This is a genomic window from Caulobacter sp., from assembly GCF_039596335.1.
Taxonomy (GTDB): Bacteria; Pseudomonadota; Alphaproteobacteria; order Caulobacterales; family Caulobacteraceae; genus Caulobacter.
The window spans coordinates 171,891-184,743 of record NZ_JBCNJZ010000006.1 but is presented as its reverse complement, the minus strand read 5'-3'; the positions used below and the strand labels follow the sequence as shown (position 1 = coordinate 184,743).

Here is a 12,853-nt window from a genome sequence, read left to right as displayed (position 1 = left end):
GGGAAGATGCGCGGGGCCGGCGAGGCGGACGTTGTCGGTCGACAACCTCACCGGACCTGATGTTGATCAAACCGCCTTGGCGTGACGCGTCACGGTCTTGGGCAGACGCGCGTCAAAGACCGCGGCCACGACACGCATGAGCCGACGACCGGATTCGGGGATGGTCACGACCGCGCCATCGCGAGCGCAAAGGCCGTCGCGCGCCAGCAGATCGAGCTGCTCGAAGTCTCCGGCCAGTTGATCGACGGACGCGTTCTGCGCGCGGCAGACGGCTTCGAGATCCACGGCCATGTCGCACATCAGCCGCTCGATCACGGCCGCGCGCAGGCGGTCCTCATCGCTGACCGGCAGAGCGCGGTTCAGCGGCAGATGGCCTTCGACCACCCGCGCTGCCCAGTCGTCGGTCGGGGTGTGGTTCTGGACGAAGCCTTCACGGAACTGGCCGATCGACGACGGGCCGATCGGGATCAGCACCGGCGCGGGATCGTCGGTATAGCCCTGGAAGTTGCGGCGCAGGCGGCCCTCGGCCATGGCCTGGGTCAGCGGATCCTCGGCCAGCGCATAGTGGTCCAGGCCGATGCGGACATAGCCGGCCTCGGTCAGGGCCGCGTCGGCCGCTTCCGCTTGAGCCCAGCGGCCATCCAGGTCAGCCAGGTCCGCCTCGCGGATCATGATCTGGTGCTTCTTCATCCACGGCACGTGGGCGTAGCCGAACACCGCTACCCGGTCGGGCCGCATCTGCGCGGCCAGGCGGGCGGACTCGTGGACGTTCTCGGGCGTCTGGCCTGGCAGGCCGTACATCAGGTCGAAGTTCATACCCCCGACCCCGGCGCCGCGCAGCCGTTCGACGGCGCGGGCCACCATGTCCAACGGCTGGATTCGGTTGACCATCTCCTGGACGTGCGGATCGAAGGTCTGGACGCCCAGGCTGACACGGGTCACCCCCGCCTCCCCGGCCGCGTCGATGAAGGCGTCGGACAGCAGGCCTGGATCCAGCTCGGCCGCGACCTCGGCCCCGGCGCGCAGGCCGAAGTTGCGCGTCAGTTGCTGGACCAGCGCCAGGAAGTCGTGTGGCCGCAGGGCGTTGGGGCTGCCGCCGCCGAAGTGCAGGTGGGCCAGGCCGTCGTGCGTACCCAGCTTCTGAGCGACCAGATCGACCTCGCGCGTCAGCACGTCGATATAGGCCCCGACCCGGTCATAGGTATGGACGATCGAGGTGTTGCAGCCGCAGTACCAGCACAGCCGCCGACAGAACGGCACGTGGACATAGACCGACAGCCGGTCCTCGGCGCGCGTGCCTGCGAACCAGTCCTCGGCCGCCCGCCCCTGTTCGGGATCGAAGGCCAAGGCGGTCGGATAGCTGGTGTATCGCGGCAGGTTGCGACCGGCATGCGCCCGTTGAGCGTCCGACAAAGCCGTGAAAGTCATGCGCGAGGTCCCGTTGTGAGATCTCGACCTAGCAAGCCGGCCCCCGCCGCCGACATTCGGGGAATGCGCCTAGGTATAATTCCGGGATTCAGGCGGACACCCGGCTCGCCTAGGCAGGAGCCAAGCTCACCCAAGGAAAGCGCCTCATGGCCGCCCCCCTCACGCCCGACGCCCTTCGCGGCGCCGACATGTTCGGCAATCTGAATGAGGCCGCCCGCGCCGACGCCCTGGCCGCCGGCAAGGTTCGCACCCTGCCGCCTGGCAAGGTGGTGTTCTCGCAGGGCGATCCGGGCACGAGTTGCCACACCCTGCTGGATGGCCGGATCAAGATCGTCCAGACCCGTCCCGACGGCAGCCAGTCGGTGATCCGCTTCATCGGCCCCGGCGAGATGTACGGCACCGTCGCGGCGCTGATGGGCAAGGCCTTTCCGGCCGACGCCGTCACCGTGGTCGAGAGCCTGGAGGTTTACTGGACCGTGGCGGCGATGCGCGAGCTGATGGCCCGTTATCCCGAGATCGCCATGGGTTCGGCCGCCTCGGCCGGCCACCGCCTGTTCGAGATGCAGGACCGGGTCGGCGAGATGGCCGTCGAGAAGGTCGAGCAGCGCATCGCCCACACCCTGCTGCGCTTGGTCCAGCAGGCCGGCCGGCGCACCGAGCGGGGGATCGAGATCGACTTCCCGATCACCCGCCAGGAGCTTTCCGAAATGGCTGGCTCCACCCTGCACACCGTCAGCCGGACGCTGGCGTCCTGGGACGAGCGCGGCGTGACGGGCAGCGCGCGCAAGCGGATCATCGTTCGCGACATGGACGCCCTGACCGCCCTCGCCGAGCCCGCCTAGTCTCAAAGCTTGAAGTCCAGGCTGGCCCAGGTGCGGGTGGCGTTCGGATAGGTCGGGCCGCGGCTGTCGAACCGACCCACCCCGACCTCGAACGACCAACCCTTGGCCAGGGTCGTCATGATCGCGCAGTCGACCTCGCGACCCAGCTTCTGGCTGCCCACCGTCGTGGCGAAATCATGGGCCTCGGCCGTGAGCCGGACCGGATGTGCGGTCCCAAAGCTGGTCACGCCGCGGAGGAAGACGTCGCGCACACCCTTGGCCGGCGTGGCGCCGATGACGTCAGACCAGCCTTGGAACAGGTGCAGCGACGCCAGCGGCGTCTGGAACCCGTGCACGCCGTCGCCCTCCAGCCGTTCAAGGTTGGCCGACATCGACGAGCGCTTGGTCTTCAGGCCAATGCCCGCCAAGTGGTAGTCCAGCGCGAAGCGTTGCGGATTGGAGCCCCAGTCGTTCTGGTGAGCGTACTCCAGCTCCCAGGTCCCGCTGACGCCGCCGCCGCCGCCGATCGGCCGCGCGCCAGCCAGCCGGACGCCAAAGGTCTTGGAGGACTGGGTCACCGCGTTGTCGAAATCCAGCAGCAGCGCATAGGCCGTGCCCTTGCCCAGCGCGCCCAGCTCGCTCTCGGCCTGAACGACATGGACGTCCCCGCGCCAGATGCCCTGCGGCGACTTGCGGCCCAGCGAGCGATTGACCCGATCGGCATAGATGTAGGTCAGGGTCGCGGTCTTGGTTGGTTGGACCGTCAGCCGCACCGCATCAAAGGTCTGCTCGTTCTGCCGCCAGGCTGAATTGCCGACGAAGCGGCTGTTGCCCAGGATGATCCGCTGCCGGCCCAGGTCGACGCTGACCTTGTCGCTCGGCCGCCATTCCAGCTGGGCGCGATTGAGCTCGACGATGGCCGGGTCGGGAATGGTCGCCTTGCCCGGCGCCGGGTGCACGCCGTCGGCATAGTCGTGCTCGAAGGCGCCGACCACCTCCATCTCGATCAAGCCGGTCAGGGTGCGGGAGATCGGCTGCCGCCAGCCCACCCGCAGCCGCTCGGTGACGCCCTCGGCGTCGGGACCGTCGGCCTCGTAGTGCTCGAACCGCAAGCGCGCCTCGAGCAGGAGCTGGCCGGTGTCGGGAGCGGCTTGCGCCGCCGAAGCGCCCATGGCCAAGGCGCCCGCGCTCGCCACGGCGAGCAGGAGCTGCTGTCTCATTGGAAATATCCTGATGTCGGAAAGAAATCGGGGCGGCGATCCCTTCGCCGCCCCGGTCTTGGCTCTGTTAGTGACCGCCACCCGTGTGCGGGTTCGGGGGCGCCTTGAAGATGGTCGGCGCGTCGGGGCCCTCGACGTGCAGGATGCCGGCGCCGCCGCGTTCCAGACGGCTCAGGGCGTGGTCGACCAGGATGTAGTTGCCGGGGACCTCAAGCTTGAAGTCGACGATCGTGGCCCCTCCGGGCGCGACGGTGACGGTCTGAACGTCCTTGGTCGGCGCGCTGGTCAGCGAACCCAGATTGTAGACGTTGTCGAAGATTTCGCCGATCACGTGGAAGCTCGAGGTCTTGTTGGGACCGCCCACGCCGAAGAAGATTCGCACCGTCTCGCCGACCTTGGCGTTTAGCTGCCGCTTGCCGGTCAGGGCCTTGTAGGCGCCGTTGAAGATCACGTACTCGGCCTGCTCGTTGAGCAGCTTCTCAACGCTTTCGTTCAGCAGGCCCTTCGTGCCGATCGCCTCGTCGGTATAGACCTCGCCCTGCACCACGTAGAACTCGTGATCGACCTTGGGCAGGCCTTCCTCCGGCTCGACCAGGATGGCGCCGTACATGCCGTTGGCGATGTGCGAGGCGACCATCGGGGTGGCGCAGTGATAGATGTAGAGGCCCGGCGCCATCGCCTTGAAGGTGAAGTTGCGGGTCTCGCCGGGCGCAGCCATGGTCGCCACCGCCCCGCCGCCGGGACCGGTCACGGCGTGGAAGTCGACATTGTGCATGTGCTCGCTGTCGTCGGCGTTCTTCATGGTCACCTCGACGGTGTCGCCGACGCGGACGCGGACCATCGGACCGGGCACTTTGCCGTTGAAGGTCCAGAACTTGTAGGTCGCGCCGTCGTCCAGCGTGCCGATGACTTCCTGGGTGATCAGGTCGACCTTCACGGTGGCCGGCGTGCGGCGCGTGATCGGCGGCGGCAGGTCGGTGGCCAGGCGAATGGTGTCGGCGACGGCGGGCTTGGGCGCGTCGGCGGTGGCGGCGACCGCTCCGGCGGCGCTGGTCAAGGCCAGGGTCGCGGCGGTGGCGAAAAGGGCGAGAGCTTTCATGGTCGTATCCCCAGACGCCGAAGCGGCGCCGATGGGGAGACCGTCCGCCCGTCCAAGGCTTCGAACGTTGCGCCTGCGCAAACTGGCGTTATCCGGAAAAACGCTTACGCAACAACCGCTAGGCCTGCAGCTTGAGCAGGCTCAACGTCGGCCCCGCCAGACTCGGCTAACCGCCCTCGTCTGTTTCCGCGGAGGATGGCGTTGGCTGCTTGGTCAAAAGAGGATGTCCTAGATCGGGCCCGGGCGCGCGGCGTCTTCTATGTCAGCCAGGCCTCGGGCGCGGCGGCGCTACGGTCGTTGTGCGCCCAGCTGATTCGCGAGGGCGCGCTGACCACCGCCGGCCGCCGCGGCGCGATGGTCGCCTATTATCCGGCGTCGGACGAGAACCTTGGCGGCGCGCAACGTTCGTGAGCCCGTCTCGCGCTCCAATGGCCGCAATTCAGCGCCTTTCCCGGCGCTGGCGATGCGCCAGAGGAGACCGCTATGGACATCACCCCGCGACTGGAAACCGGCGCGCTGATCGCCCACCTGATCGCCCGCTATCACGAGGTCCACCGCCAGCAGTTCCCCGAGGCCGTTCGCCTGGCCCAGCGGGTCGAGGCCGTGCACAGCGAACATCCGAACGTTCCGATCGGCCTGTCTCAGCACCTGCTCTTCATGTTCGACGACCTGGAACTGCACCAGCAGAAGGAGGAGCTGATGCTGTTCCCGATGATGGGCCGAGGCGCCGTGCCGCCCGGCCCGATCGCCTGCATGGAGGAAGAGCATGACGACGTCGTCGTCCAGCTGGACACCCTGGCGCGACTGACCACCGACTTCACGCCGCCCGAGGGCGCCTGTGGCAGCTGGCGGACGCTCTACGCCCTGTGCCGCGAGATCGACGCCGACCTGCGCGAGCACGTGACCCTGGAAAACGACGTCCTCTTCCGCCGTTTCAGCTGACCTCGACCGACAGCGCCATGCGGACCAGCTCGGACAGGCTCTTGGCCTGCATCTTGGTCATCAGGCTGGCGCGATAGATCTCGACGGTGCGCGGGCTGATGCCGTGGTCGAAGGCGATGACCTTGTTGGCCTTGCCCTCGACCAGTCCCTTGAGCACGTCGCGTTCGCGCGGCGACAGGGTGGCGATGCGCCGCCGGGTCTCGACCAGGGCGGCATCCTGGTCGCGCTGGACATGGCCCAGCTCCAGCGCCGAGCGCACGGCGCGCAACAGCACCTCTTCCTCGAACGGCTTTTCCAGGAAGTCGACGACGCCAGCCTTCATCGCCTCTATGGCCAGGGGCACGTCGGCGTGGCCGGTCATGACGATCATCGGCGAGCGGTAGCCCTTGCCCTTGAGCAGGCGCACCATCTCGATGCCGTTCATCTCGGGCATGCGCACGTCGGTCAGCACGCAGCCGCCATCGTCGGCCGGCAGGTCCTCCAGGAAGGCCACGGCAGAGTCGTAGAGACGGAACGGGATGCGGTTGACCTGCAGCAGGAAACCCAGCGAGTCCCGCATGGCCGCATCGTCATCGACGATGTGAACGACGCCTTCACTCAAGGTCCAGATCTCCTTCTTCGGTGGTCAGCAGGGTGAACTTGAACGTCGCCCCGCCGCCTTCGGTCGGTTCCACCCACAGGCGGCCGCCGTGGGCTTCGATGATGGTGCGCGAGATCGACAGACCCACGCCCATGCCAGTGCGCTTGGTCGTCACGAACGGCGCGAACAGGTTCTCGGCGATCTCGGGCGCGATGCCGGGACCGGTGTCGGCGACGGTGACCAGGGCGTGGCCTTCCACCTGGCCGACGCTGATCGCCAGATCGCGTCGGGGCGCGGTCTCCATGGCGTCGACGGCGTTGCGGATCAGGTTGACGATCACCTGCTGCACCTGGACGCGGTCGACCAACACCTGGTCGACGCTGGGGTCGTAGTGGAAGCGGACGTTCACGCCCAGTTCGCGCGCGCCGACCAGGGCGAGGGCGGCGGCCTCCTCGACCAGGCGCTTGAGGCTCTCTAGGGCCTTCTCCGTCTCACCGCGGGCCACGAAGTCGCGCAGGCGGCGGATGATCGCGCCGGCCCGCAGCGCCTGTTCACCGGCCTTGTCCAGCGCCTGGGACAGCAGGGCGCGGTCGATATCGGGATCCTCCAGCAGCCGGCGACCGCCCTTCAGGTAGTTGGCGATGGCCGACAGCGGCTGGTTGATCTCGTGCGCCAGGGCCGAGGCCATCTCGCCCATCGAGGTCAGGCGGGCCATGTGCACCAGCTCGCCCTGCAGGTCCTGAAGGCGCGCCTGGGTCTGCTGGACCTCGGTCAGGTCGCGCACGAAGCCGGTGAAGAACCGTCCCTGCCCCGTGCGGATCTCGCCGACCGCCAGCTCCATCGGGAAGGTCGAGCCGTCCTTGCGCTCGCCGATGACCACCCGCCCCAGGCCGATGATCCGTCGCTCGCCGGTAGCGTAGTAGCGCTGCAGATAGCCGTCGTGGCGCGTGCGGTCGGGCTCGGGCATCAGGCGGTTGACGTTCTGGCCCTGCATCTCGGCCGCGGTCCAGCCGAACAGGCGCTCGGCCGTCGAGCTGAACGAGCGCACCAGCCCGGCCTCGTCGATCAGCACCATGGCGTCGGGCACGGTGTCCAGGATCGAGGCCAGGTGCGCCTCGCGGACCAGTAGGTCCTCGGCCACGGCCTGGGTCCGCCGGCGCTCCACGCGGAAACGCTCGCCGCCATAGGCGATGACACCGCTGACGGCGACATAGAGCCCGGCCCCGACCCAATCCCCCGGATCCAGCCCGTGATGACGGGCGCTCAGCATTAGCAGGGCGACCGTACCGACCGCGCAGGCGGCCAAGCCGCCCAGCGCGCCGCGATAGGCCGCGGCGGCCACCACCGCCGGAAAAAAGAAGAGATAAAGGCCCCGTTCGCCCAGCAGCGGCTCGAAGAACACGCGCGTGGCGGCCCCCGCCCCAATCAGCCCCGCGACGATGCCCGCGACCATCGCCCACTCCCGTGCGGGATCTCGGCGTGATGGCATGAACTCAGCGATGGTCGGTGCTCCGCGGCGGCCTCAGGGATTCCCCTTAGGATCAGACCAGAATTTTGCGACGCGAGGCCCGGTCGTATCAAGACCCCATCGCAACAGACGGCCCTCAAGACCGTCCCCCGTAGCAAAGGTCTCAGACCATGACTGGCCCGCAAATCAATCTCGACGTCCACCATCAGCCCAAGGGCGCTTCGGACGTCGTCGCCTTCGGCTTCGTGAAGGCCCTGCGCTTCTGCGCCGACACCTTCTTCGCCAAGCGCTACGGCCACCGGGCCGTGGTCCTGGAAACCGTCGCCGCCGTGCCCGGCATGGTCGGCGCCACGCTCAACCACCTGAAGTGCCTGCGCCGCATGGAAGGCGACAAGGGTTGGATCAAGACCCTGATGGACGAGGCCGAGAACGAGCGCATGCACCTGATGACCTTCATCGAGGTGGCCAAGCCGACCCTGTTCGAGCGCTTCGTCGTCGTCGCCGCCCAGTGGGTCTTCTACCTGTTCTTCTTCGGCCTCTACCTGATCAGCTCGAAGACCGCTCACCGCGTGGTCGGCTACTTCGAGGAAGAAGCGGTCATCAGCTACACCCACTACCTGGCTGAGATCGACGAAGGCCGCAGCGAGAACGTCGCCGCTCCGCAGATCGCCCTCGACTACTGGAACCTGCCGGCCGGCAGCACCCTGCGGGACGTGGTCGAGGTGGTCCGCGCCGACGAGGCGCACCACCGCGACGTCAACCACGGCTTCGCCAACGAGCTGTGCGGCCTGCCCACCGGCGAAGTGGCCCCCTGCCCGCCGCACGTCGAGCTCCAGCCCAACTGGAAGATCGCCGCCTAACCCTCCAACCCGAGCCCAAGGGGCCTGTCCATCCCGTGGGGATGGGCGGGCCCCGCCCGCCCCAGCCCTCAGCGTTTTTCGAAGGCCGTCCATGTCCGAGCTCCCCGCCGCCGCGCCGCGCGTCCTGCTCCTGGACCAGGACGTCGCGCTTCGTCAGGCGCTCTGCTTCTCCCTGCCCCTGGACGGCTACCGCGTCGAAGCCTTCGGCGATCCGGACCGGTTTTCGGACCACCTGGATCTGGCCGCCCACGACGCCGTCATCATCGGTCACGCCCCGCCGGCCATCCACGCCGCGCCGCTGGTCGAGCGCGTTCGCTCCAAGGATCAGGCGAGCGCCATCCTGCTGACCGCCACCCATCCCACCGCCGATCTCGTGCGCCTGGCAAAACGCCATCGGGCGCTGTTGGTCGAGAAGCCTCTGCTGGAAGACAGCCTGCTGCAGGCGCTCCAGTCGGCCCTCGCCCGCTGAGCGAGGGCCACGCGGTGACCGCCTCAGACCTGCTTGATGAAGTCGATGATCACGCCTTCGGCCCGACGCTCGCGGTACTCGATCGCGACGGTCTCGCCGAAGTGCTCGGCCATCTGGCGCAGCAGCGGCAGCGGGTCGTGGTCGTTGACGAACCGCATCGCCTCACCCGGCTCCAGCACCTCCAGCGCGCCGAAGATCGCCGCGTGGCGGAAGCGCTTGGCGATGGCCCGCGCATCGAACGGATAGGTCGCCAAAGCCGGCGTGTGGGCGGGCGTCGGGGTGTCTTGGCTCACGGGGAATCCCTTCTTCGAAAACCCGACGCCTTAAGGGCTCCGCCCGCCCGTCTCGTTGCGCCCGCACAACGTTCGCGCGCGGGCGGGTTCTAACGTCCAAGCCAGGGCGGAAGAACGCCCGCAACCTTCAGAAAAGACCGCACAATCTCGTGCGCCAGGTGTCACCATGATCCGCATCGCCGCCCTCGCCGCTTCTTCCTCCTGGCTCGCCATCGCCTTCGCCTTGACCGCCAGCTCGGCCATGGCCCAAACCACGCTGCAGCTGCGCGACGTGGACGTCGCCGCCGCGCCGGCCGAGCCATTGAACAACGGCGGCAGCCTTTCCAGCCAGACGGTGACACACACGCTGAAGCACCGCCACACCGCATCCAGCGACGTCGCCGAGATCCTGCGAGCCGTCCCCGGCGTCGCGGCCCAGGGGGCCGGCGGCTTCTCCAGCCTGCCGGCGATCCGGGGCCTGGGCGAGGACCGCATCGTCGTGACCATCGACGGCGCGCCGGTCGACATGGCCTGCCCCAACTTCATGAACCCGCCGCTGTCCTATGTGGACCCGCAGACCCTGCAGTCGGTGCTGGTCATGAAAGGCGTCGCGCCCGTCAGCCTGGGCGGCGACAACATCGGCGGCGTCATCGCCGCCCGCACCGCCGATCCGCGCTTCGCCGAGCCCGGCAAGACCCTGGTCACCGGTGAGGCCTCCAGCTTCTACCGCAGCAATGACGACGCCGTCGGCGGTGCGGTGCAGGCGACCTGGGCCAACGACCTCTGGAGCGCCAGCTATGCCGGCTCGGTCGCCAAGGCCCGCAACTACCAGGGCGGTTCGGGCGATGGCCGCGTGCGCTCCACCGAATACGCCAAGACCGGCCATGCCCTGTCCCTGGCCCGCCGCACGGGCGTGGGCCTGTTCACCGTCAAGACCACCCTGGACTACTCGCCCTACGAGGGCTTCCCCAACCAGTGGATGGACATGACCTACAACCAGTCCTGGTCGGTCACCGGCCGCTATCAGGGCGTGTTCGGCTGGGGCTCGGCAGACGTGACGGCCTATCACCGCGACGTCCGCCACAAGATGAACTTCCTGGACGACAAGGGCGGCGACGCCGACGGCGGCATGCCGATGAACACCACCGTTAAGTCCAACGGCGTCATCGCAAAGGCCGACATCGTCCTGGACGCGCGCCAGACCCTGCGGGTCGGCAGCGAGTTCCACCACCAGGGCCTGAACGACGTCTGGCCGGCGGTGGCGGGCAGCATGATGATGGGCCCCAACACCTATCTGAACGTCAATGACGGTCACCGCGACCGCTTCGGCGTCTTCGCCGAGCTGGACTCGCGCTGGACCGACAAGCTGACCTCCGTGGTGGGCCTTCGCCACGACGCGGTGTCGATGAACACCGGCGCGGTGCAGCCCTATTCCACCAGCATGATGAGCATGAAGGACGCCATGGCTGCGGCTGCGTTCAACGCCGCCGACCGCAAGCACGACGACAGCAACTGGGCCGCCACCGCCCTGCTCCGCTATGCGCCGCAGCCGGGCGTGGTCCTGGAGCTGGGCTATGCCCGCAAGGTGCAGTCGCCCAACCTCTACCAGTTGTACGCCTGGGGCCGCGGGGCGATGTCCAGCCAGATGATCGGCTGGTACGGCGACGGCAACGGCTATGTCGGCAACCTGAACCTGACGCCCGAGAAGGCCGACACGTTCAGCGCCGCCGCGCAGTTCTCCGGCGGCGTCGAGCAAGGCTGGCGGCTAAAGGTCGAGCCGTTCTTCACCCGGGTCGACGACTATATCGACGCCCGCAAGATCGCCGACCTGACCAACATGATGGGCCAGCCCAGCGGCTTCGTGCAGCTGCAGTTCGCCAATGTCGACGCCCGCCTCTACGGCGTCGACGTCTCGGGCGAGACCGGCCTGTGGTCCAGCGAGGCCTGGGGCCAGCTGCGCGCCAAGGGCGTGGTCAGCGCCCTGCGTGGCGAAAACCGCACCGACGGCGGCTCGCTCTACCGCCAGGCTCCGCTGAACGGTCGCCTGAGCCTGGAGCACGCCAAGGGTCCCTGGACCAGCGAGGTCGAGTTGGAACTGGTCGCCGACAAGGACCGCGTTGACGCCACCCGCAACGAACGCAAGACCGCCGCCTACCAACTGCTGAACGTCCGCACGGCCTACCAGTGGAAAACGATCAAGCTCAGCCTGGGCGTCGAGAACCTGGCCAACCGCAGCTACGCCCTGCCGCTGGGCGGGGTCTCGTTAGGCGACTATGGCGCGAACGGCCTGCTGCGCCAGACGCCCGGTCGCGGCCGCTCGATCGACATCGGCCTGAGCGCGAGGTTCTGACCATGAACGCTGCGGCTCTCCTCGCCACGGAGCGCTGGTGCCGGCGGGTGCTGTTGCCCAAGGGCGCCGCCTTTGTGTCCTCGTGCGGCATTGTGGCGGCGCAGCTGGCCCTGGTGACCTTCGAGCGCTCGCCCCCGCCGCTGGCTCCGGCCGCGCCGGACATCGTCGTGACCCTGGTCTCGCCCGACCTGGTCATGCCGCCGCCCGTCCCGCTGCGGCCCGCGCCCTCGCCCGCAGCCAAGGCGCAGCGCGATCCCCGGCCGGCGGATGAACCCAAGCCCGCCAAGCTGGCCAAGGCCGAGACTACCACGGCGGCGGCGCCGGTCCAGGCCAGCGCCCCGGCGCTCGACGATCGGATCGCGCCAACGCCGATGCCCGCATCGTTCGTGACGCCAGCGGCGGCCCCCGTCGCCGCCAAGGCTCCGCCCCCGACCGAGGACACGGCCCTAAAGGCCTATCAGGAACAGGTCTGGCGGATGATCATGGCGCGCCGTCCGCCGGGCGCACGTCTGACCGGCGGAGCGATGATCGGCTTCCATCTGATGGCCAACGGCGCGCCGTGCGATATCGAGATCGTCCGCACCAGCGGCGATCCGATGCTGGACCGCCTGGCCCTGGACACCGTCAAGCGCGCGGGACCATTTCCCAAGCCGCCAGCCGGCGTCGACGCCGCCACGCGGTTCCAGATCCGGTTCCAGTTCGGCTAGAACTCGATGCCAGCCTGAGCCTTCACGCCGCTGCGGAACGGATGCTTGACCACGGCCATCTCGGTGACGAGGTCGGCGGCGTCGATCAGGGCCTGGGGCGCGTTGCGACCGGTGACGATGACGTGCTTGCCCTCGGGCCGGGCGACGATCGCCTCGACCACCTCGTCCACCGGCAGATATTCGTAGCGCAGCACGATGTTCAGCTCGTCGGCCACCACCATGTCGATCTCCGGATCGGCGATGCGGGCCTTGACCACTTCCCAGGCCTCGCGGGCCACGGCGATATCGCGGGCGCGGTCCTGGGTGTCCCAGGTGAAGCCTTCGCCCATCGGCCGGAACTCGACCTGATCCGCAAAGGCGTCGAACACCACCTTCTCGCCGGTCTGCAGCGCGCCCTTCACGAACTGGATCACCGCCACCGTCTGGCCGTGGCCGATGGCGCGACAGACCATGCCCAGCGCCGCGGTGGTCTTGCCCTTGCCCGCGCCGGTGTGGACGATCAGCAGACCCTTTTCGACCTGCCGCTCGGCCATCATCTTGGCCCGAGCCGTCTGGATCTTGGCCATCTTGGCCTTGTGGCGAGCGTTCAGCTCGGCGTCGTCGACGGTGTCGGTCATGGTGGCTTGCCTCCAGTCGC

14 protein-coding genes are annotated in these 12,853 nt (G+C 68.4%); 7 read left to right on the top strand and 7 right to left on the bottom strand.

The window, feature by feature from the left end; genetic code table 11:
• Nucleotides 1–66 precede the first annotated feature (66 nt).
• Complete coding sequence (gene hemN / locus ABDW31_RS14245; protein WP_343699059.1) at nucleotides 67–1,428, bottom strand: oxygen-independent coproporphyrinogen III oxidase; 1,362 nt, start codon at nucleotides 1,426–1,428, stop codon at nucleotides 67–69.
• Nucleotides 1,429–1,574: 146 nt separating this feature from the next.
• Between hemN and ABDW31_RS14240 the strand changes: the two genes are divergently transcribed.
• Nucleotides 1,575–2,270 (top strand): Crp/Fnr family transcriptional regulator, encoded by a 696-nt coding sequence (locus tag ABDW31_RS14240; RefSeq protein WP_343699058.1) that lies wholly within the window; start codon nucleotides 1,575–1,577, stop codon nucleotides 2,268–2,270.
• A gap of 2 nt (nucleotides 2,271–2,272) precedes the next feature.
• On the opposite strand, the gene ABDW31_RS14235 is transcribed toward ABDW31_RS14240, so the two are convergent.
• Together ABDW31_RS14235 and nirK are read right to left on the bottom strand one after the other, a co-directional pair.
• Nucleotides 2,273–3,469, bottom strand: a complete 1,197-nt coding sequence (locus ABDW31_RS14235) for a hypothetical protein (protein ID WP_343699057.1) — start codon at nucleotides 3,467–3,469, stop codon at nucleotides 2,273–2,275.
• A 67-nt stretch (nucleotides 3,470–3,536) separates the two neighbouring features.
• On the bottom strand, nucleotides 3,537–4,568 hold the full coding sequence (nirK, locus tag ABDW31_RS14230) for a copper-containing nitrite reductase (protein WP_184719937.1): 1,032 nt from the start codon (nucleotides 4,566–4,568) through the stop codon (nucleotides 3,537–3,539).
• 201 nt (nucleotides 4,569–4,769) lie between these two features.
• On the opposite strand from nirK, the gene ABDW31_RS14225 reads away from it, so the two are divergent.
• Both ABDW31_RS14225 and ABDW31_RS14220 read left to right on the top strand, forming a co-directional pair.
• Complete coding sequence (locus ABDW31_RS14225) at nucleotides 4,770–4,979, top strand: hypothetical protein (protein ID WP_343699056.1); 210 nt, start codon at nucleotides 4,770–4,772, stop codon at nucleotides 4,977–4,979.
• 72 nt (nucleotides 4,980–5,051) lie between these two features.
• The gene (locus ABDW31_RS14220; protein ID WP_343699055.1) at nucleotides 5,052–5,510 is read left to right on the top strand and encodes a hemerythrin domain-containing protein; all 459 of its coding nucleotides are present in this window, start codon (nucleotides 5,052–5,054) and stop codon (nucleotides 5,508–5,510) included.
• Here the strand turns inward: ABDW31_RS14220 and fixJ are convergent.
• Both fixJ and ABDW31_RS14210 read right to left on the bottom strand, forming a co-directional pair.
• Entirely contained in the window at nucleotides 5,503–6,111 is a 609-nt protein-coding gene (fixJ, locus tag ABDW31_RS14215; RefSeq protein ID WP_343699054.1) for a response regulator FixJ, read from the bottom strand. The two genes, ABDW31_RS14220 and fixJ, sit on opposite strands and share 8 nt — an antisense overlap.
• Entirely contained in the window at nucleotides 6,104–7,543 is a 1,440-nt protein-coding gene (locus ABDW31_RS14210; protein ID WP_343699053.1) for a PAS domain S-box protein, read from the bottom strand. The genes fixJ and ABDW31_RS14210 overlap by 8 nt, the downstream gene beginning before the upstream one ends.
• A gap of 185 nt (nucleotides 7,544–7,728) precedes the next feature.
• Here ABDW31_RS14210 and ABDW31_RS14205 point away from each other — a divergent pair, with 185 nt between their 5' ends.
• A complete protein-coding gene (locus tag ABDW31_RS14205) occupies nucleotides 7,729–8,418 on the top strand; it encodes an alternative oxidase (RefSeq protein ID WP_343699052.1) in 690 nt (229 codons plus the stop codon).
• 91 nt (nucleotides 8,419–8,509) lie between these two features.
• Nucleotides 8,510–8,887 carry a hypothetical protein gene (locus ABDW31_RS14200; RefSeq protein ID WP_343699051.1) on the top strand — a complete coding sequence of 126 codons (378 nt, stop codon included), beginning with the start codon at nucleotides 8,510–8,512 and terminating at the stop codon, nucleotides 8,885–8,887.
• 23 nt (nucleotides 8,888–8,910) lie between these two features.
• Here the strand turns inward: ABDW31_RS14200 and ABDW31_RS14195 are convergent, their stop codons facing one another.
• Nucleotides 8,911–9,180 (bottom strand): DUF2249 domain-containing protein, encoded by a 270-nt coding sequence (locus ABDW31_RS14195; protein WP_343699050.1) that lies wholly within the window; start codon nucleotides 9,178–9,180, stop codon nucleotides 8,911–8,913.
• Nucleotides 9,181–9,346: 166 nt separating this feature from the next.
• On the opposite strand from ABDW31_RS14195, the gene ABDW31_RS14190 reads away from it, so the two are divergent.
• Together ABDW31_RS14190 and ABDW31_RS14185 are read left to right on the top strand one after the other, a co-directional pair.
• Nucleotides 9,347–11,509 (top strand): TonB-dependent receptor, encoded by a 2,163-nt coding sequence (locus tag ABDW31_RS14190; RefSeq protein WP_343699049.1) that lies wholly within the window; start codon nucleotides 9,347–9,349, stop codon nucleotides 11,507–11,509.
• A gap of 2 nt (nucleotides 11,510–11,511) precedes the next feature.
• A complete protein-coding gene (locus ABDW31_RS14185) occupies nucleotides 11,512–12,216 on the top strand; it encodes a TonB family protein (RefSeq protein WP_343699048.1) in 705 nt (234 codons plus the stop codon).
• On the opposite strand, the gene cobO is transcribed toward ABDW31_RS14185, so the two are convergent.
• A complete protein-coding gene (gene cobO / locus ABDW31_RS14180) occupies nucleotides 12,213–12,833 on the bottom strand; it encodes a cob(I)yrinic acid a,c-diamide adenosyltransferase (protein ID WP_343699047.1) in 621 nt (206 codons plus the stop codon). The two genes, ABDW31_RS14185 and cobO, sit on opposite strands and share 4 nt — an antisense overlap.
• Between the last annotated feature and the right edge of the window lie 20 nt (nucleotides 12,834–12,853).